18 protein-coding genes are annotated in these 18,338 nt (G+C 69.3%); 11 read left to right on the forward strand and 7 right to left on the reverse strand.

Annotation, left to right across the window (positions count from 1 at the left end; genetic code table 11):
• Positions 1-132 precede the first annotated feature (132 nt).
• On the reverse strand, positions 133-1,470 hold the full coding sequence (locus tag H504_RS0108990) for a D-alanyl-D-alanine carboxypeptidase family protein (protein ID WP_026422513.1): 1,338 nt from the start codon (positions 1,468-1,470) through the stop codon (positions 133-135).
• Between the two features lie 90 nt (positions 1,471-1,560).
• Between H504_RS0108990 and H504_RS0108995 the strand changes: the two genes are divergently transcribed.
• The 4 genes from H504_RS0108995 to H504_RS0109010 all read left to right on the forward strand — a co-directional run bounded on the left by H504_RS0108995 (position 1,561) and on the right by H504_RS0109010 (position 3,972).
• Positions 1,561-1,818 (forward strand): SCO4848 family membrane protein, encoded by a 258-nt coding sequence (locus H504_RS0108995; RefSeq protein WP_026422514.1) that lies wholly within the window; start codon positions 1,561-1,563, stop codon positions 1,816-1,818.
• Positions 1,819-1,827: 9 nt separating this feature from the next.
• The gene (locus H504_RS0109000; RefSeq protein WP_026422515.1) at positions 1,828-2,997 is read left to right on the forward strand and encodes a saccharopine dehydrogenase family protein; all 1,170 of its coding nucleotides are present in this window, start codon (positions 1,828-1,830) and stop codon (positions 2,995-2,997) included.
• Positions 2,998-3,080: 83 nt separating this feature from the next.
• Positions 3,081-3,512 (forward strand): RICIN domain-containing protein, encoded by a 432-nt coding sequence (locus H504_RS0109005; protein WP_157440298.1) that lies wholly within the window; start codon positions 3,081-3,083, stop codon positions 3,510-3,512.
• Between the two features lie 43 nt (positions 3,513-3,555).
• A complete protein-coding gene (locus H504_RS0109010) occupies positions 3,556-3,972 on the forward strand; it encodes an RICIN domain-containing protein (protein ID WP_026422517.1) in 417 nt (138 codons plus the stop codon).
• 38 nt (positions 3,973-4,010) lie between these two features.
• Here H504_RS0109010 and H504_RS40965 read toward each other — a convergent pair whose 3' ends face one another.
• The 5 genes from H504_RS40965 to sdhC all read right to left on the reverse strand — a co-directional run bounded on the left by H504_RS40965 (position 4,011) and on the right by sdhC (position 8,297).
• Positions 4,011-4,652 (reverse strand): hypothetical protein, encoded by a 642-nt coding sequence (locus H504_RS40965; protein ID WP_026422518.1) that lies wholly within the window; start codon positions 4,650-4,652, stop codon positions 4,011-4,013.
• A gap of 200 nt (positions 4,653-4,852) precedes the next feature.
• Positions 4,853-5,638, reverse strand: coding sequence for a succinate dehydrogenase iron-sulfur subunit (locus H504_RS0109020; RefSeq protein ID WP_035303733.1), 786 nt, complete (start codon positions 5,636-5,638; stop codon positions 4,853-4,855).
• On the reverse strand, positions 5,638-7,401 hold the full coding sequence (gene sdhA / locus H504_RS0109025; RefSeq protein ID WP_026422520.1) for a succinate dehydrogenase flavoprotein subunit: 1,764 nt from the start codon (positions 7,399-7,401) through the stop codon (positions 5,638-5,640). Before sdhA ends, H504_RS0109020 begins: the two co-directional genes overlap by 1 nt.
• Positions 7,402-7,452: 51 nt before the next feature.
• The gene (locus H504_RS0109030) at positions 7,453-7,866 is read right to left on the reverse strand and encodes a succinate dehydrogenase/fumarate reductase transmembrane subunit (RefSeq protein WP_026422521.1); all 414 of its coding nucleotides are present in this window, start codon (positions 7,864-7,866) and stop codon (positions 7,453-7,455) included.
• On the reverse strand, positions 7,866-8,297 hold the full coding sequence (gene sdhC, locus H504_RS0109035) for a succinate dehydrogenase, cytochrome b556 subunit (protein WP_026422522.1): 432 nt from the start codon (positions 8,295-8,297) through the stop codon (positions 7,866-7,868). Before sdhC ends, H504_RS0109030 begins: the two co-directional genes overlap by 1 nt.
• A 549-nt stretch (positions 8,298-8,846) precedes the next feature.
• Between sdhC and H504_RS0109040 the strand changes: the two genes are divergently transcribed.
• The 6 genes from H504_RS0109040 to H504_RS0109065 all read left to right on the forward strand — a co-directional run bounded on the left by H504_RS0109040 (position 8,847) and on the right by H504_RS0109065 (position 15,599).
• Positions 8,847-9,914: a BMP family lipoprotein gene (locus tag H504_RS0109040; RefSeq protein WP_026422523.1), complete on the forward strand. Its 1,068-nt coding sequence runs from the start codon at positions 8,847-8,849 to the stop codon at positions 9,912-9,914.
• Positions 9,915-10,028: 114 nt separating this feature from the next.
• On the forward strand, positions 10,029-11,567 hold the full coding sequence (locus tag H504_RS0109045) for an ABC transporter ATP-binding protein (protein WP_026422524.1): 1,539 nt from the start codon (positions 10,029-10,031) through the stop codon (positions 11,565-11,567).
• Entirely contained in the window at positions 11,567-12,685 is a 1,119-nt protein-coding gene (locus tag H504_RS0109050; RefSeq protein WP_026422525.1) for an ABC transporter permease, read from the forward strand. Before H504_RS0109045 ends, H504_RS0109050 begins: the two co-directional genes overlap by 1 nt.
• Positions 12,682-13,938: an ABC transporter permease gene (locus H504_RS0109055; RefSeq protein ID WP_035303738.1), complete on the forward strand. Its 1,257-nt coding sequence runs from the start codon at positions 12,682-12,684 to the stop codon at positions 13,936-13,938. Before H504_RS0109050 ends, H504_RS0109055 begins: the two co-directional genes overlap by 4 nt.
• Positions 13,935-14,321: a cytidine deaminase gene (locus tag H504_RS0109060; RefSeq protein ID WP_026422527.1), complete on the forward strand. Its 387-nt coding sequence runs from the start codon at positions 13,935-13,937 to the stop codon at positions 14,319-14,321. The genes H504_RS0109055 and H504_RS0109060 overlap by 4 nt, the downstream gene beginning before the upstream one ends.
• Positions 14,322-14,330: 9 nt before the next feature.
• Positions 14,331-15,599 (forward strand): thymidine phosphorylase, encoded by a 1,269-nt coding sequence (locus H504_RS0109065; protein WP_026422528.1) that lies wholly within the window; start codon positions 14,331-14,333, stop codon positions 15,597-15,599.
• Here H504_RS0109065 and H504_RS0109070 read toward each other — a convergent pair.
• On the reverse strand, positions 15,596-16,309 hold the full coding sequence (locus tag H504_RS0109070) for a TetR/AcrR family transcriptional regulator (RefSeq protein ID WP_026422529.1): 714 nt from the start codon (positions 16,307-16,309) through the stop codon (positions 15,596-15,598). The genes H504_RS0109065 and H504_RS0109070 overlap by 4 nt on opposite strands.
• A gap of 102 nt (positions 16,310-16,411) precedes the next feature.
• Here H504_RS0109070 and H504_RS0109075 point away from each other — a divergent pair, with 102 nt between their 5' ends.
• Positions 16,412-17,887, forward strand: coding sequence for an MFS transporter (locus tag H504_RS0109075; RefSeq protein ID WP_026422530.1), 1,476 nt, complete (start codon positions 16,412-16,414; stop codon positions 17,885-17,887).
• Positions 17,888-18,338: the final 451 nt, after the last annotated feature.

Here is an 18,338-nt window from a genome sequence, read left to right on the forward strand (position 1 = left end):
GGGCACCGACAGTGGATCTTGACAAGGCTGACGGAGGGGTTCTCCTGTGGATAACTTCCGTCGCCGAGAAGGATGAATCCCGGGTGTGTCGGTAGGGCGTTGACCTGGGAAAAGGCGTGAACCGGCGGGTTGCTAGCCCGCCGCCTTGGCTCGGGCGGTGCGGGCCGCGCGGGCGCGTTTGCGGCGGACCCACATCGCGAACGAGATCAGGATGCCGAGTCCTGCCAAGCCGACCAGGGGAGCGCCGTAGTTGCCGAAGGCGGAGCGTTGGGCGTCTGGGGGGAGGGCTTCGGTGGGTGACTGGCCGGCGGGTGGCTGCTGTTGCTGTTGGGGGGCCGCGCTGGAGGTGCCGAGGCCGGTGTCCTGCTTGGGCTGGGCCTCGGGGGCGTGGTCGACCAGGACGCCGACTGGTTTGGTGCCTTCGGCGGTCAGCGCGAAGCCGTAGTCGAGGAGGCGGGAACCCTGGTCGGCGAGGGGGTTGGGGTTCAGCTCGCCGCGCATGAGGACCACCACGAGGCGCTTGCCGCCGCGTTCGGCGGCGCCGACGTAGGTGTGCCGGGCGTCGTCGGTGAAGCCGGTTTTGCCGCCGAGGAAGCCCGCGTACTTGCCGAGCAGCTTGTTGTCGTTGATGACCTTGTAGCCGGGCTTGGTGCCGTACCCGGGGAAGTCCAGCGACTTGGTGGCGACCGCCTCGGCGAACTCCTTGTGCTTCATCGCGGCGCGGAAGACCAGGCTCAGGTCGTAGGCCGAGGTGCTCATGCCGGGCCCGTCCAGGCCGGACGGGGTGGCGGCCCGGGTGTCCAGCGCGCCGAGCTCCTTGGCCAGGTCGTTCATCTTCTTCACCGCGACGTCCATGCCGCCGAGCTTCACGGCCAGCGCGTGCGCCGCGTCGTTGCCGGAGCGCATGAGCAGGGCGAACAGCAGTTGGCGGACGGTGTACTGGCCGCCGGGGCCGACGCCGACCTTGGTGCCCTCCTGGGCGGCGTCGTCCTGGGTGCCGACGACGACCTCGTCCATCCGCAGCTCGCGGATGACCACCACGGCCAGCAGGGTCTTGATCAGCGAGGCGGGCCGCTCCCTGGCGTGCGGGTCCTTGGCGGCCAGCACGTCGCCGGTGTCCAGGTCGGCGATGACCCAGGACGCCGAGGTGACGTCACCGGCGATGGCGGCCTTGGCGCCGGTCGGGGTGACCACGCCGCACTCGCCCATCCGGGTGCCGCCGACGGGCTCGTTCGGCACCGGCAGCGCCTCGGGGGTCGTGCTGCCCGGCTTGGGCTCCTCCGAGGTGTCCACCGGCGGCGGCGGGCGGTCGTGGTTCTGGCACTGGGGGGTGGTCGGCGTCTTGGCGGCGTCGGTCTGCTGCTGGGCCTTGCGCTGGGCAGGCTGCGCGCCCGCCGGGAGGGCGCCGAGGAGCAGGGCGCACAACGAGACGAGGAGAGCGGTCACGGTCCTGCGGGCTGCGAAGCGCACCCCTGCACGATAGAACCCGTCACGATCCGGCCACGATCCGGCCTATCACCCACACGTGGGCACCGGGGTCGGCGACTGGATACTGCCCGGATGAGCCTGAGTCGTCGGTCGGCGCTGTTCCTGCTGTTGTTCGGCGTCTGGTCCTGGGTGATCTGGCCGGTCTTCCTGCGCAACGTCTGGGTCGACCCGCGCTCGTTCGCGCCGGGACCGACGGCGTTCTTCGTGGTGCACGCCGTGCTCACGGCCGTGTCGCTGCTGTTCGGGACCGTGATCGGGGTCATCGGCTGGCGGGCGCGGCCCCGTGCCGCTGAAGAGGTGAACGAGCCCGACCCGGTTACCGGCGGGTAGGGTGTGGCCATGCCCACCGGTCGCAGGTTCGACATCGTGCTGTTCGGCGCCACCGGCTTCACCGGTCAGCTCACCGCCGAATACCTCGCCCGGCACGCGCCCGAGGGGCTGAGGTGGGCGCTGGCGGGTCGGAACCCGGCGAAGCTGGCGGCGGTGCGGGACCGGCTCGGCGTCGACGTGGAGACGCTCACAGCGGACGTCACGGACCCGGCGTCGATTGCCGCCGTCGCGGAGGCCACCCGGGTCGTCATCACTACCGTCGGCCCTTACCTGGAGTACGGCGACGTGCTGGTAGGCGCGTGCGCGGAAGCGGGCACCGACTACGTGGACCTGACCGGGGAGCCCGAGTTCGTCGACCGCACCTACTTGCGGTACCACTCACGGGCGGTAGAGACCGGGGCACGGTTGGTGCACGCGTGCGGTTTTGACTCCATCCCCTATGACCTCGGCGTGCTCTACACCGTGCAGCAGCTACCGGTCGGGGTACCGCTGACAGTCGACTGCTACTTCGCCGTGTCCGCAAGCTTCTCGGGCGGCACGTTCCAGTCCACCATCACCGCGTTCTCGCGGCTGCGCGAGATGCAGAAGGCCGCGGCGGAGCGCAAGAAGGTGGAGCCGCGCCCGCAACGCCGGGTGCGCGGTCGGGGGCGACCGGGGCGGGTCGCCGAGATCGGCCGCTGGGCGGTGCCGTTGCCGACGATCGACCCGCAGATCGTCCTGCGGTCCGCTCGCGCGCTGGACCGCTACGGCCCGGACTTCAGCTACGGCCACCACCTGGCGGTCAAGCGCTTGCCCTCGGCGCTGGGATTCGCCGGTGCCGGTCTGGGCCTGATGGGCCTCGCGCAGGTCCCGCCGGTCCGCAGGTGGTTGCTCGACCGCAAGAAGTCCGGCGACGGCCCGGACGCGGCCCAGCGCGCCCGGTCGTGGTTCAAGGTCACCCTGATCGGCACCGGCGGCGGCGAGCGGGTCGTCACCGAGATCGCGGGCGGTGACCCCGGCTACGACGAGACGTCGAAGATGCTCGCGGAGTCCGCGCTGTGCCTGGCGTTCGACGAACTGCCCGCCGTGGCAGGCCAACTCACCACAGCGGTGGCCATGGGGGACAAGCTGATCCACCGATTGGTGGCCGCGGGCATCGAGTTCCGCGTTTTGTCGCCTGTGGACGGACAGACGGTGTAACCGGGGTCGATCGGCCGGGTGTAGTCCGCTGGATGGGGTGGCGGGTGCGGTTGCGGACCGGGTTGGTGGGTTACGCCTTGTCCATGAAGAAGACAGCGATGATCACCGCGGCGACCGCCATGACCCTGTTCGTCGTCACGCCCGCGTCGGCCGACCCGGGCACCTACCGGCTCGTGAGCCCGGCCGGTGGCTGCGTGGACTCCGACACGGCGATGCTCGGGGACTGCACGGCGGACACGTCGCTCTGGACGGTCCAGAGCAGGCAGGGCTTGATCACCGTCACCGCGAACGGCAACGCCCTCACCAGCGTCGGCGACGGAGCGGTCGCCACCGTCCCCCAAGACGGCACCGACGCGCAGGCGTGGACCAAGGCCCCGTTCGGCCCGGACCGCTACACCCTGACCGACGCGAACGGCGACCAACTCACCAACATGGGCGACGGCTCCCTCAGCGTCACCACACCCAGCGGTGGCGACGACCAGGTGTGGGAACTCGTGTCCAGCCCGATGGGGTGACGGTCAGGGCTTTCCCGCCGGTTGACGACAATCCTTGAGTCCCATGAAGACACTCGCATTCGCCGTCGCCCTAACCCTGTTGACCGCCATACCGGCGTCGGCTGACACCACGCACTACCAGTTCCGCAACAGAACAGGCGGCTGCCTACTCAACGACAACGGGCCCGCGACGACCGGCACCTGCAACACCTCCAGCACCCGCTGGACCCTGTCCGACGGCTCTAACGGCGCCTACCGCATCAACGCCAACGGCTTCTCCCTAACCGACAACGCCGACGGCACAGTGACCGTTAGCCCTACCGGCGCCGACGGCCAGGACTGGTCCTTCAAACACGCCGGCCCGTACACGTTGGTCACCACGTCCGACCTCCGCCACCTCTCCGCCCACACTGACGGGAGCGTGGGGGCGGAGTACCACACCGGCAACACCGAACTGTGGGTCCTGGACGAGGTGAACTGAGGCCAGGGCCGCTCCCATGCCCCGGGAGCGGCCCTCCTCTACACCGGCAACTCCGCCGCAAGGTCAACCGCCGTCCGGTAGAGCGCCGGGTCAGGATGCCCCGAGACCACCGCCCCCTCGGCGACCACGAGCACATCCTTGGCGGCCCGTGACCGGAACGGGTCGCCGGGGTACCGGATACCCTGGCTCTTGAGCAGGTCAAACCCGATCGACTTCACACTGCCCGTGCCGTACTGGTCGATCAGCCGCTTGAGGTCGCGCACGTCGCCGGTGCGCCGCATCCGCACCCAGGACACCGACACAACGAACTGGTTCCCGGCCGGGTCGACCAGGGTGAACAACGTCCGATCCAGGTCGGCGCACGGGTTGCGCAGGAAGAAGTCGCGCACCTGGCCGTAGGAGTTGATGGCGCAGTCGAGGGCGTGCTCGGCGGCCTCCCGGACTTGGCGGACCTTCACCTTCCGCCAGTTCTGGTCGGACTTGGCTTTCCGCCCAGCCCGGTCGGACTTGACCTGCTGCGCCGCCGCGTCTTCCGCCGCGGACGCCGACTCCGCCGCGACTCCCGCCGCGCCACCATCGACACCCGCCATGACCAGCGCCGCCACCGTGCCCGCAGCGGCTACTCCGGCCCCGGTCCTGACCTTGGTCCAACGTCCTTTGCTGTCCCTCGGCTGGCTCACCGCTACCCCCTCCGGGTCGAGGGGAGGGTGTCAGATCGCGTGGCTCCTCGGGTGGGGAATGCCGGGGCGACAACGGAACTTGGCGGAATCCGGCGAGACGTCAGTGGTTCACCCGCCTGCGGCAGGGAACCTGGGACCTCGTACACGCGCCGAGGCCGTGCGGTCCAAGCAGGAGCGCACGGCCTCGGGGTGGCAAGAACTCAGCGGCGGAACAGCAGGGCGCGCTTGACCTCTTGGATTGCCTTGGTCACCTGGATGCCGCGTGGGCACGCGTCGGTGCAGTTGAAGGTGGTGCGGCAGCGCCAGACGCCTTCGGCGTCGTTGAGGATGTCCAGGCGTTCCTGGGAGCCTTCGTCGCGGGAGTCGAAGATGAAGCGGTGGGCGTTGACGATGGCGGCGGGGCCGAAGTAGCTGCCCTCGTTCCAGAACACCGGGCACGACGTGGTGCAGCAGGCGCAGAGGATGCACTTCGTGGTGTCGTCGAAGCGTTCGCGGTCGGTGGCGGACTGGATCCGCTCACGAGTGGGCTCGTTGCCGTAGGTGATGAGGAACGGCTTCACGGCGCGGAACGCCTCCATGAAGGGTTCCATGTCGACCAAGAGGTCCTTGTTCACCGGGAGGCCCTTGATCGGCGCCACGGTGATCGTGGTGTGCTTGCCGCCGCCCGCCATCAGGTCCTTGACCAGGACCTTGCAGGCGAGTCGGTTGACGCCGTTGATCTGCATGGCGTCGGAGCCGCAGATGCCGTGCGCGCAAGAGCGGCGGAAGGTCAGCGTGCCGTCGAGGTACCACTTGACGTAGTGCAGCAGGTTCAGCACCCGGTCGGTGGGCAGCGCGGGGACGCCGAAGGACTCCCAGCGCGGCTCGGAGTCCAGCTCCGGGTTGAACCGCATGATCTTGACGGTGACGGTGATCGCGCCGTCGGGTACCGGCGGCTGGTCGCCCCGGGAACCGGCGGAGGCCTGGGTCACAGTAGCCGCAGTCATCAGTACTTCCGCTCCATGGGCTTGTACCGGGTGAAGGTCACCGGCTTGTAGTCCAGCCGGATCTCGCTCTTGAGACCGTCGCCCTGCTTGTAGAACATGCTGTGCCGCATGTAGTTCGTGTCGTCGCGGCTGGGGTAGTCCTCGCGGGCGTGGCCGCCGCGTGACTCCTTGCGCTCCAGCGCGCCAGTCACCAAGACCTCGGCCAGCTCCAGCAGGAAGCCGAGCTCGACGGCCTCCAGCAGGTCGGTGTTGAACCGCTTCCCCTTGTCCTGCACGGAGATGTGCGCGTAGCGGTCCTTCAACGCCTGCACGTCGTGCAGGGCCTGCTTGAGCGTCTCCTCCGTGCGGTACACCGAGGCGTTGGCGTCCATCGTGGCCTGCAACTCGGTGCGGATGTCGGCGACGCGTTCCTTGCCGTGGTCCGACAGCAGCAGCGCGACCTGGTCGGCGACCTTGGTGGTCGGCTCCTCCGGCAGGTCGAGCAGTTCGTGGTTGGCGGCGTAGGCCGCGGCGGCGAGGCCCGCGCGGCGGCCGAACACGTTGATGTCCAGCAGCGAGTTGGTGCCCAGCCGGTTCGCGCCGTGCACCGATACGCACGCGCATTCCCCGGCCGCGTACAGCCCGGGGACCACGTTGTCGTTGTCGCGCAGCACTTCGCCGTGGATGTTCGTGGGGATGCCGCCCATCGCGTAGTGCGCGGTGGGGTAAACCGGGACGGGCTCCTTCACCGGGTCGACCGCGAGGTAGGTCCGCGCGAACTCGGTGATGTCGGGCAGCTTTGTTTCCAGTACTTCCGCGCCCAGGTGGGTGCAGTCGAGCAGCACGTAGTCCTTGTTCGGACCCGCGCCGCGGCCCTCTAGGACCTCCAGCGCCATAGAGCGGGCGACGATGTCGCGGGGCGCGAGGTCCTTGATGGTCGGGGCGTAGCGCTCCATGAACCGCTCGCCGGAGGCGTTGCGCAGGATCGCGCCCTCGCCGCGGGCGCCCTCGGTGAGCAGGATGCCCAGGCCCGCCAGGCCGGTCGGGTGGAACTGGTAGAACTCCATGTCCTCCAGCGGCAGGCCCTTGCGGAAGATGATGCCCATGCCGTCACCGGTGAGGGTGTGCGCGTTGGACGTCGTCTTGAAGACCTTGCCGAAGCCGCCGGTGGCGAACACCACGGCCTTGGCCTGGAACACGTGCAGCTCACCGGTGGCCAGCTCGTAGGCGACCGCGCCGGTGCACACCGGGCCGTTCTCGGTCTCGGTGAGGCAGATGTCGAGCACGTAGTACTCGTTGAAGAACTCGATGCCGTGCTTGACGCAGTTCTGGTACAGCGTCTGCAGGATCATGTGCCCGGTGCGGTCGGCCGCGTAGCAGGCCCGGCGCACGGCGGCCTCGCCGTGGTTGCGGGTGTGCCCGCCGAAGCGGCGCTGGTCGATCCGGCCCTCCGGCGTCCGGTTGAACGGCAGGCCCATCTTCTCCAGGTCGAGGACGGCGTCGATGGCCTCCTTCGCCATGATCTCGGCGGCGTCCTGGTCGACCAGGTAGTCACCGCCCTTGATCGTGTCGAAGGTGTGCCACTCCCAGTTGTCCTCCTCGACGTTGGCCAGCGCGGCGCACATGCCGCCCTGGGCCGCGCCGGTGTGCGACCGGGTCGGGTACAGCTTGGTGAGCACCGCGGTGCGCGGCGCGTGCCCGGCCTCGGTGGCGGCCGCCAGGGCCGCGCGCATCCCCGCGCCACCGGCCCCGACGATCACCACGTCGTACTTGTGGAACTGCATGGGTCAACCGCTTCTTCCGACTTGGGCCGGGCCCCGCGGGCCCTGGGGCCTTTAGTTGGTGGTGGGAATGGTGGCGTCGAAGGTGAAGATCACGTAGCTGCCCAGCGCCAGGATCAGCACCATCGACACGTAAAGCATGATCTTCAGCCAGAACCGGGTGGCGTCCTTGCGCGCGTAGTCGTTGATGACGGTGCGCAGGCCGTTGCCGCCGTGGATCTCGGCCAGCCACAGCATGGACAGGTCCCAGAACTGCCAGAACGGGCTGGACCAGCGGCCCGCCACGAAGGCGAAGTTGATCCGGTGCACGCCGCCGTCCAGGATGTTCATGATCAGCAGGTGGCCGAGCACCAGCACGATCAGCGCCAGCCCGGAGATCCGCATGAACAGCCAACTGGCCAGTTCGAAGTTGCTGCGCCGGGCCGAGGGGCGGCGCGGGGCGCGCGGCTTGTCCAGTGCCAGGGTCATCAGTTACCCCCGAACAGGTCGCGCGCGGTGCGCTCCAGCATGAAGTACGCGCCGGGGACCATGACGACGACCCAGATGCCGATGATCGTCCACAGCATGGGCTTCTGGAACTTGGGCCCGCGCGACCAGAAGTCGACCAGCATGACCCGCAGCCCGTTGAGCGCGTGGTAGAGCACCGCGCCGACCAGGCCGACCTCGAGGAGGTTCACGACCGGGGTCTTGTAGGTGCCGATGATCTCGTCGTAGGCGTTCGGCGAGACCCGCACCAGCGCGGTGTCCAGCACGTGCGCGAAGAGGAAGAAGAAGGTGAGCACCCCGGTGATCCGGTGCGCCACCCAGGACCACATGCCCGGGTCGCCGCGGTAGAGCGTCCCGGTGCGTCGGGATCCGCGCGGCGGCACCTGCTCGGTGGCGACGGCCGAGTCGGACATCGGTAGCAGGCCTCCAACGTCGCTGATGGACTTGCTGATGGGCGTCCCGCCCATGCGGGGACTCCACACGAAACGGGCCTTGACCCAACGGATGCTAGACCTGACAAGCGGAACGCACCCAACCCGCCGATCCCCTCTGTGACGGACGAGACACGCGGTCCACACCCGTCCCCCGCTGGTGGGGCGAGTTCACCGGGGGCCTCTCCGGATTCCGGTGACGCAGCGTCACCCGGGTCGTCGAGGTCTCCCCGGCGGGGGCCGTCCGGCGTGCTGAATCGATTCGGCAGACCCCTGTCCCAGCCGGGAAACCCCCTACCCGTGACCCCTATGTGTCCACACTGGACCACCGGGACCGCTGATCCGGGCGCTGACCGGCGCCGACGCCACCCGGACGGGTCGTCGAGTGGCCCCCCGGGTGGCGTCAACCAACAATTGGGTCACACCCTGGGCGACGTCCGGGAAAGGTCCGTACCGGGGAGTACGGTCCTGCGGAACAACAGCGCCCACCCCGGTGGGGCGGGCGCGGGGAGACCCGGAAGGAGATCAGCCTTGCGCCGAACGCGGGGACTTCGTCTCGTGGCGGGCCTGATGGCGGTGGGGCTCGTGCTCACCGCCTGCGGCTCCAAGAACGACAGCGGCTCGGGTGGCACGTCCACCGGTGCCAGCGGCAGCCAGGCCCCGACGTCGAACCTGAAGATCGGGCTCGCCTACGACATCGGCGGCCGCGGCGACCAGTCCTTCAACGACTCCGCCGCCCGCGGTTTGGACAAGGCGAAGTCCGAGCTGGGCTTCTCCATCAAGGAGTTGGAGGCCACCGCCGGGGAGACCGACGCGCAGAAGGAAGACCGGCTGCGCCAGCTCGCCGAGGGCGGCTACAACCCGATCGTCGCCGTCGGCTTCGCCTACGCGACCGCGTTGGAGAAGACGGCCAAGGACTACCCGGACATCAAGTTCGCCATCATCGACAGCGTCGACCCGGCCGCGGACAACGTGGCCAACCTGACCTTCGCCGAGCAGGAGGGCTCGTACCTGGTCGGTGTGGCGGCGGCGCTGAAGACCAAGACGAACAACGTCGGCTTCATCGGCGGCGTCAACGTGCCGCTGATCCAGAAGTTCGAGGTCGGCTTCACCGCCGGGGTCAAGGCGGTCAAGCCGGACGCCACCGTGCAGGCCAAGTACCTGACCCAGCCGCCGGACTTCACCGGCTTCAACGACCCGGCCAAGGGCGAGACCGCCGCGAAGGGCATGTTCGACGCGGGCGCGGACATCGTCTACGCCGCGGCGGGTGGTTCCGGCGCCGGCGTGTTCAAGACCGCCAAGGCGAACGGCAAGCTGGGCATCGGCGTCGACTCCGACCAGTACAACCTGCCCTCGCTGGCCGACGTCAAGGACGTCATCCTGACCTCCATGATCAAGGAGGTGGACGTGGCGGTGTACGACTTCATCACCTCGGTGAAGGACAACAAGTTCGCCAAGGGCAACAAGGTCTACGACCTGAAGGCGGGCGGCATCGACTACGCCACCAGCGGGGGCAAGCTCGACGACATCAAGGCCAAGATCGACGACTACAAGGCCAAGATCATCTCCGGTGAGATCAAGGTGCCGTCGACCAAGTAAGCGCGACGCGGACGGGTCCGGGCACGCCACACGCGGACCCGGGCCCGTCCGGCTATCCCCACCCAGCCACCCCTGTCCAACGGTCCCCAGCCCCCAGCGACAAAGGATGCGGCCGTGTCAACGGAGCCACCAGCGGGCGCCGCGCCCGCCGTCCACCTCACCGCGATCACCAAGCGCTTCCCCGGCGTCGTGGCGAACTCCGACGTCAACATCAGCGTCCGGGCGGGCACCGTGCACGCGCTGGTGGGGGAGAACGGCGCCGGTAAGTCCACCTTGATGAAGATCCTCTATGGCATGCAGCAGCCGGATGAGGGGACCATCGCCGTCAACGGTAAGCCCGTCAGCTTCGGGTCGCCGGCAGACGCCATCCGCGCCGGTATCGGCATGGTGCACCAGCACTTCATGCTCGCGGACAACCTCACCGTTCTGGAGAACGTGGTGTTGGGCAGTGAGCCGCGCAAAGGCGTAGGGCTCGACTTCGCCGCCGCGCACGCCCGCATCAAGGAGATTTCCGACTCTTACGGCCTCGGCGTCGACCCGGATCGTCTCGTGGACGACCTCGGCGTCGGTGAGCGGCAACGCGTGGAGATCCTGAAGGTCCTCTATCGCGGCGCGCGCACGCTCATCCTCGACGAGCCCACCGCGGTTCTGGTCCCGCAGGAGGTCGACGAACTGTTCGGCAACCTCCGCGACCTCAAGGCCGAGGGCCTGACCATCCTGTTCATCTCGCACAAGCTGGACGAGGTGCTGTCGGTCGCGGACGACATCACCGTCATGCGGCGCGGGACGACGGTCGCGAGTGTGTCCCCTGAGGACGTCACCGCGCGCAAGCTGGCCGAGTTGATGGTCGGTAGCGCCCTACCGGTTCCCGAGCTGCGCGAGTCAACCGTCACCGATGAGGCTGTCCTGTCGGTCGAGGGTCTTACCCTCGTCGGCGCTGATGGCCGTACCGTGCTCAACGACATCTCCTTCACCATCCACGCCGGTGAAGTGCTCGGTATCGCGGGCGTAGAGGGCAACGGGCAGGCTGAGCTCGTCGAGACTCTTATGGGCATCCGGTCGCCGACGTCGGGCACGATCACCTTGTCCGGTAAGGACATCACGAACGAGTCCACCCGGCACCGCCGGGAAGCGGGCGTGGGCTACATCCCCGAGGACCGCCACCGGCAGGGTGTGCTGCTCGAAGCCACCCTGTGGGAGAACCGGATCCTCGGGCACCAGACCCGCAAACCCAACGTGCGCGGACCGCTGCTCGACCGGCGCGGCGCCAAGGCCGACACCGAGCGGATCGTCGTCGAGTACGACGTGCGCACTCCCGGCATCGACGTCAACGCCGCCGCCCTCTCCGGCGGCAACCAGCAGAAGCTCATCGTCGGCCGGGAGATGAGCGGCGCCCCGATCCTGCTCATCGCCTCGCACCCCACCCGCGGCGTCGACGTCGGCGCCCAGGCCGCGATCTGGGAGCACATCCGGCGGGCCCGCGCCGACCACCTGGCGGTCCTGCTGATCTCCGCCGACCTCGACGAGCTGATCGGCATGTCCGACACGCTGTCGGTGATCCTGCGCGGCAGGCTCGTCGCCGACCACGACCCGGCGACGGTGACCCCGGAGCAGCTCGGCTCCGCGATGACCGGCGCGGGGAGGGAAGACTGATGCGCAACCGCACCGCCCGCTCCATCCTGCTCGGCGTGGCCGCCCCGGTCGGCGCCCTCGTGTTCGCCGCGCTGGTGTGCGCGCTGATCCTGGCCGTCACCGGGCACTCGGTCGGCGATGTCGTCGACGCCATGTCCACCGCGGCGCAGCGGCCGCGGACCCTGGTCAACTCGGTCAACAGCGCCACCGTCTACTACCTGGCCGCGGTGGCGGTGGCCATCGGCTTCCGGATGAAGCTGTTCAACATCGGCGTCGACGGGCAGTACCGGCTGGCGGCCATGCTGTCGGCCGCGCTCGCCGGTGCCGCGTTCATGGACAGCGTCCCGTCGGTGCTCCGGATCGCCATGACGGTCGTCGCGGCCATGCTGGTCGGCGCGGCCTGGGCCGGGCTGGCGGCGCTGCTCAAGGTCACCCGCGGCGTGTCCGAGGTCATCTCGACGATCATGCTCAACTCGATCGCCACCTACCTCGTGTCGTACCTGCTCAACCCGGCCCGGCTGGCGGTGACCACGGCGGGCAGCAACAACATCGGCACCAGGAAGATCACCGAGGGCGGCCAGGTGGCCGGGTTCGAGGTGTCCGGGTCGAGCACCAAGGTGTTCGGGCTGGTGCTGCTGGCGGTCGTGGTCGGGTTCCTCTACTGGTTCGTCCTGTCGCGCACCAGGTTCGGGTTCGAGCTGAAGGCGACCGGGTTGTCGGAGTCGGCGGCGGTGGCCAGCGGGGTCAGCGTCAAGAAGATGGTCGTCATCTCGATGCTGCTCTCCGGCGCGGTCGCCGGGCTCGTGGGCATGCCGCAGCTACTCGGGTCCTCTTACACCTATTCGCTCGACTTCCCGCCGGGGCTGGGGTTCGTCGGTATCGCTGTCGCGCTGCTTGGCCGCAACCACCCCATCGGCATGATGGTGGCGTCGCTGCTGTGGGGCTTCTTGGACAACGCGGCGAACTCGCTCGACATCTCCGGAGTACCGCGCGAGATCGTCCTCATCATGCAGGGCGTGATCGTGCTGTCGGTCGTCGTCGCGTACGAACTCGTCCGCCGCTACCGCGTGCGGGCTGAACAACAGGCCGTGGGTAGCGCGCTGGGCCGCACCAAGCCCCTTGAGGAGGTGTCGGCATGACCGTCGGCGGACTGGCCGTTGGGTTGAAGTCGACCCCGACGCGACGCGGTAAGAGGCTCTCGCCGATGGTGTACCTCATCATCGCCGTTGGCGCGCTTGTGGTGGTGTCGGCCGTGCGCACACTCAGCGACGCGACTGACCTCACGTCCTCTGGCACCGTGCAAGCCGCATTGACGGCCGCGGTACCGCTCGCGATGGCATCACTCGCGGGTCTGTGGGCCGAACGCGCGGGCGTGGTCAACATCGGCCTCGAAGGCATGATGGTCCTCGGCACGTTCGGCGCCGGGTACGCGGGCTACCAGTGGGGACCGTGGGCGGGCATCGTCGGCGGACTGCTGTTCGGTGTCATCGGCGGTCTGCTGCACGCGGTCGCCACCGTCACCTTCGGCGTCGACCACATCATTTCCGGCGTCGCGATCAACCTGCTGGCCCCCGGCGCCGCGCTGTTCCTGTCGAAGCAGTTCTTCTCGAACGCGCCCGGCGGCGGTCAGAAGCAGTCGCCGCGGATCGAGGACGCGCAGAAGGTCACGCTGCCCGGGTTCTCCAGTTGGCTGGGCACGATCGAGAACAAGCACTGGTTCTTCGTCTCCGACCTCGCGGGCGTGCTGCGCGGCATCACGACCGAGATCTCGCTGCTGACGTTGCTCGCGGTCGTGCTCATCGCGGCGACCGGGTGGGTGCTGTGGCGGACCCCGTTCGGACTGCGCCTGCGGTCGTGCGGTGAATCGCCCGCGGCGGCGGAATCCTTGGGCGTCAACGTTTACAAGTACAAGTATTACGCGGTGATCGCGTCCGGCGGGTTCGCCGGGCTCGGCGGCGCGATGCTCGCCGTCAGCTCCGGGCAGTTCCGCGACGGGCAGACCGGCGGCCGCGGCTTCATCGGCCTGGCCGCGATGATCTTCGGCAACTGGCGGCCGGGCGGTCTCGCCACCGGCGCGGGGCTGTTCGGGTACACCGACGCCATGGCGCTGCGCGGGTCCAACGCCGTACACGCCCTGTTGCTGCTGCTCGGCATCGCCCTGATCGTGGTCGCCGTCTTGCAGTACCGGTCGGGCCAGATCGTGTTGTCCGGCGTGGCCGCGGCGATCGGCGTCCTGTTCGGCTGGTGGTACTTCTCCAGCGACCAGGTCCCTGCCGAACTCGTCGGCGCGGCGCCGTATGTCGTCACGCTCCTGGTGTTGGGCCTGGCGTCGCAGCGGCTGCGACCGCCCAGGTTCGTCGGTGAGCCATACCGGAGGGGGCAAGCGATATGACGGTCGACTGGGAAGCGCTGCGCGCGGCCGCTGTCACGGCCGCGGCCGCCGCGTACTGCCCTTACTCCGGCCTGCAAGTGGGCGCCGCCGCCGTGGTCGACGACGGCCGGATCATCACCGGGTGCAACGTCGAGAACGCCTCGTACGGCCTCGGCCTGTGCGCGGAGTGCACGCTGGCCGGGCAACTCCGGTTGACCGGCGGTGGCAGGCTGGTCGCCCTGGCCTGCCGCAGCGGCGCCGGTGACCTGCTCATGCCCTGCGGCCGCTGCCGCCAGGTCATCTACGAACTCGGCGGCCCCGACTGCCTCGTCGACACCCCCGACGGCCCGCTCCCGATGACCGCCGTCCTCCCGCACGCCTTCGGTCCCGGCGACCTGCCCTGAGGAGTCCCGATGTTCACCGCCGTTGACATCATCCGCGCCAAGCGGGACGGCAACGCCCTCGCCGACGCCCAGATCGACTGGGTGATCGACGCCTACACGCGCGGGGTGGTCGCCGACGAGCAGATGTCCGCGCTCGCGATGGCGGTGTTCCTCAACGGCATGACCCCGGCCGAGACCGCCCGGTGGACCTCGGCGATGATCGACTCCGGCACCCGGCTCGCGCTGACCGTCGACCGCCCCACCGTGGACAAGCACTCCACCGGCGGCGTCGGCGACAAGATCACCCTGCCGCTGGCCCCGCTGGTGGCCGCCTGCGGCGCCGCCGTGCCCCAGTTGTCCGGCCGCGGTCTCGGGCACACCGGCGGCACCCTGGACAAGCTGGAGTCCATCCCCGGCTGGCGGGCCGCGCTGACCGAACCCGAGATCCAGGCCCAGCTCGCTTCGGTCGGCGCCGTCATCTGCGCCGCGACCGAGGGGCTGGCCCCGGCCGACAAGAAGCTCTACGCGCTGCGCGACGTGACCGCGACGGTCGAGTCGATCCCGCTCATCGCGAGCTCGATCATGAGCAAGAAGATCGCCGAGGGCGCCGCCGCGCTGGTGCTGGACGTCAAGTTCGGCTCCGGCGCGTTCATGAAGACCCTGGACGACGCCACCGCTCTGGCCAACGCGCTCGTGTCGATCGGGTCCGCCCACGGGGTTCGCGCCAGCGCCCTGCTCACCGACATGTCCGTGCCACTCGGCCGCGCGGTGGGCAACGCGGTGGAGGTGGCGGAGTCCGTCGAGGTGCTCCAAGGCGGCGGACCCGCCGACGTCGTCGACCTGACCCTGGCCTTGGCGCGCGAGATGTTGTCGCTGGCGGGCATCTCGGTCGACCCGGCTGTGGTCCTCGCTTCCGGTGAGGCGTACGAGGTGTGGTGCCGGATGATCAGCGCCCAGGGCGGCGACCCGACCGCGCCGCTGCCCCGACCCGGCCACGTGCACACCGTCACCGCCCCCGCCGACGGCTTTCTGTCCACTTTGGACGCCTATCCGGTGGGGGTCGCCGCCTGGCACCTCGGCGCGGGCCGCGCGCGCAAGGAAGACCCGGTCAACCCCGCCGCCGGAATCCTCTGCCACGCCAAGCCCGGCGACCGGGTCGCGGCGGGCGCCCCGCTGCTCGAACTGCACACCGACGACGAGACCACGATCCCCATCGCCCTCGCCCGACTCGACGGCGCGTTCACCATCGCCGACACCGCACCCGCCGCGCGTCCGCTGGTAGCCAACGTGATCCGCTAGTTGTTCTTGGTGGCGATCAGGGTCGCGAGTCCGTCCAGGACCCGCTCCAGGGACCAGGCGAACTCCTCGTCCCACTCGTCGTCCTGTTCCATCATCCCGCTGTGCATCACCCCGATCAGCTCGGGGAACGCGTCGGCGGTCAGCACCCGGGCCAGGTTGGTGGCGTAGCGGACCATCAGTTCCTTGTCGTCGCCGATCTCCGACGCCAGGGTCGCGTCGTTGCGGGCGAGGCCGCTGACCATCAGCAGCGAGCTCATCTTCTCCGCCGCGGACAGCGGGGTCTCCCGGAGCGCGGCGAGGCCCGCCTCCAGCCACCTGAGTTGGTGCGGGGTCAGCGGCGGCCCGCTGATCGGGATCCGCACCGCCCACGGGTGCGCGTGCAGCGCCCGCTGGCAGGCCCACGCCAGGTCGCGCACTCCGGTCCGCCAGTCCGCGGCGGGCGCGGGCACGATCCCCTCGAAGATGGCGTCGACCATCAGGGTCAGCAGCTCGTCCTTCGCCGAGATGTACCGGTAGAGCGACATCGCGCTGGTGCCCAGCTCGGCGGCGACCCGGCTCATGGAGAGGGCGTCGAGGCCCTCCGCGTCGGCAACCGCCACGGCGGCGGTGACGATGCGGGCGAGGCTGAGGGCCCGTTTGGGGCCCCGGGTCGGCTGCTCGCGCAGGCCCCAGGCGGCTTCGATGCTGGCGGGCAGTCCGGTGTCGGTCATGGCTTCTTCCGATCTCGGGGGTTGACGCCCCAGCCTATCTCTGCGTATAACATACGCAGTAGTGCGTAGGAGATACGCAGTTTCGAGAGGGAGTGACCGGAGATGGCCGAGCGACGTGCCGGACGCGGGGAGTGGGTCGGCCTCGCCGTGCTCGTCCTGCCCTGCCTGTTGATCTCGATGGACCTCAGCGTGCTGTTCTTCGCGCTGCCCTTCATCAGCGCCGACCTGCAGCCGAGCGGGACGCAACAGCTGTGGATCATGGACGGCTACGGCTTCGCGCTGGCCGGGATGCTGATCACCATGGGCGCCATCGGCGACCGGATCGGCCGCCGCAAACTCCTGCTGATCGGCGCCGCCGCCTTCGGCGTGGCGTCGGTGGTCGCCGCCTACTCCGGCTCGGCCGAGGTGCTGATCTGCACCCGAGCACTGCTCGGCCTGGCCGGTGCGACGCTGATGCCGTCCACGCTGTCGCTCATCCGGACGATGTTCCAGGACGCGGCCCAGCGCAAGACCGCGATCGCCATCTGGACCGGCGGCCTGACCCTGGGCGCCACCGTCGGCCCGATCGTCGGCGGCTTCCTGCTCGGCCACTTCTGGTGGGGCTCGGCGTTCCTGATCAACGTGCCCGCCATGGCCCTGCTGCTCGTCCTCGGCCCCTTCCTGCTGCCGGAGTACCGCAACCCGAACGCGGGCCGGTTCGACCTGCGCGGCGCCCTGCTGTCCCTGGCCGCCGTCCTCGCCGTGGTCTACGGCATCAAGCAACTCGCGGTCGACGGGTTCCAGCCGGTCCCCGCCGCCGCCGTGGTCGTCGGCCTGCTGCTGGGCTGGGCCTTCGTGCACGGCCAGCGCACCGGCCGCTCACCACTGGTCGACGTGGCCCTGTTCCGAGTCCGCGCCTTCTCCGGCGCCGTGGTGATCAACGTCGGGTCGATGTTCTGCTTCGTCGGGTCGACCTTCTTCACCACCCAGTACCTCCAGTTGGTCAAGGGCCTCAGCCCGCTGAGCGCCGCCCTGTGGTCCCTGGCCGCGATGCCACTGGTCGTGGTCGGCATGACCGTGTCCGGCATCCTCGCCACCCGAGTCCGAGTCGCCACCCTGGTCGCCACCGGCCTGGTCGTCCTCTCGGTGTCGTTCGTGGTCCTCGCCCAACTCACCGCCACCTCCCCACTGTGGCTCGTCCTCCTCGGCGCGGGCGGCGTGGCCACCGGTGTCCTGATGACCACATCACTCACCTCCGACCTGATGCTCACCGCCGCCCCCACCGAACACGCAGGCGCCGCCTCCGCCATCTCCGAAACCGGCAGCGAACTCGGCGGCGCCCTCGGCATGGCCATCCTCGGCTCCATCGGCGCCGCGATTTACCACGCCCAAGTCCCCGGCTCGGCGACCCTCGGCGCAGCGACCGCCACCGGCGACCCTGACCTGATCGCCGTCGCCCGGGTCGCCTTTACGGATGGTTTCACCGCGACGGTCACGGTGACGGCTGCTGTTGCCGCGGTCCTCGCCGTGGTCGCGTACCGCCTGCTGCGGCACCTACCGGTGAAGGCGGCGGAGGAGAAGGAACTGGTTGCCGCATAAGCAATCCAGAAGGGAATGAGGCCACCGAGACCGCTGGCCTCATTCCCCATTATCAACGAAGCCCCACCCCCACGCCGAGCCCCCAAAACCCGCCCGAATCGACGAGGTACCACACCGGCACTGCGCCCCCGCAAAAAAATAAGAACTCCACCCCTGATCTGCGAGTCCCACACTGGCGCCGCGCGCCTCGGGACCCGCCGATGCCAACTGCCCGTTGTGGTGGAGTTGTTTTGTTTGGGGGGAGCGGTGGCCTAAGCCGGCGGGCGGGTAAGGCCACGCTTTCCAGTGGCCCCGCCTTTTAGCCTTACCCAGGCCACCGCTAGTAGGGCTTTGTTAGGTTGAAAGGTGGGATGTGTTGCCGGTGTGATCTTCTTGAGGGGTGACTCCGGAGGAGATGGGCCTGGTTCGGCCGGTGATCGAGGACTTCGCCGGGCGGATGTTCGGCGGGTTC

This window comes from Actinokineospora inagensis DSM 44258 (assembly GCF_000482865.1).
Classification (GTDB): Bacteria; Actinomycetota; Actinomycetes; order Mycobacteriales; family Pseudonocardiaceae; genus Actinokineospora; species Actinokineospora inagensis.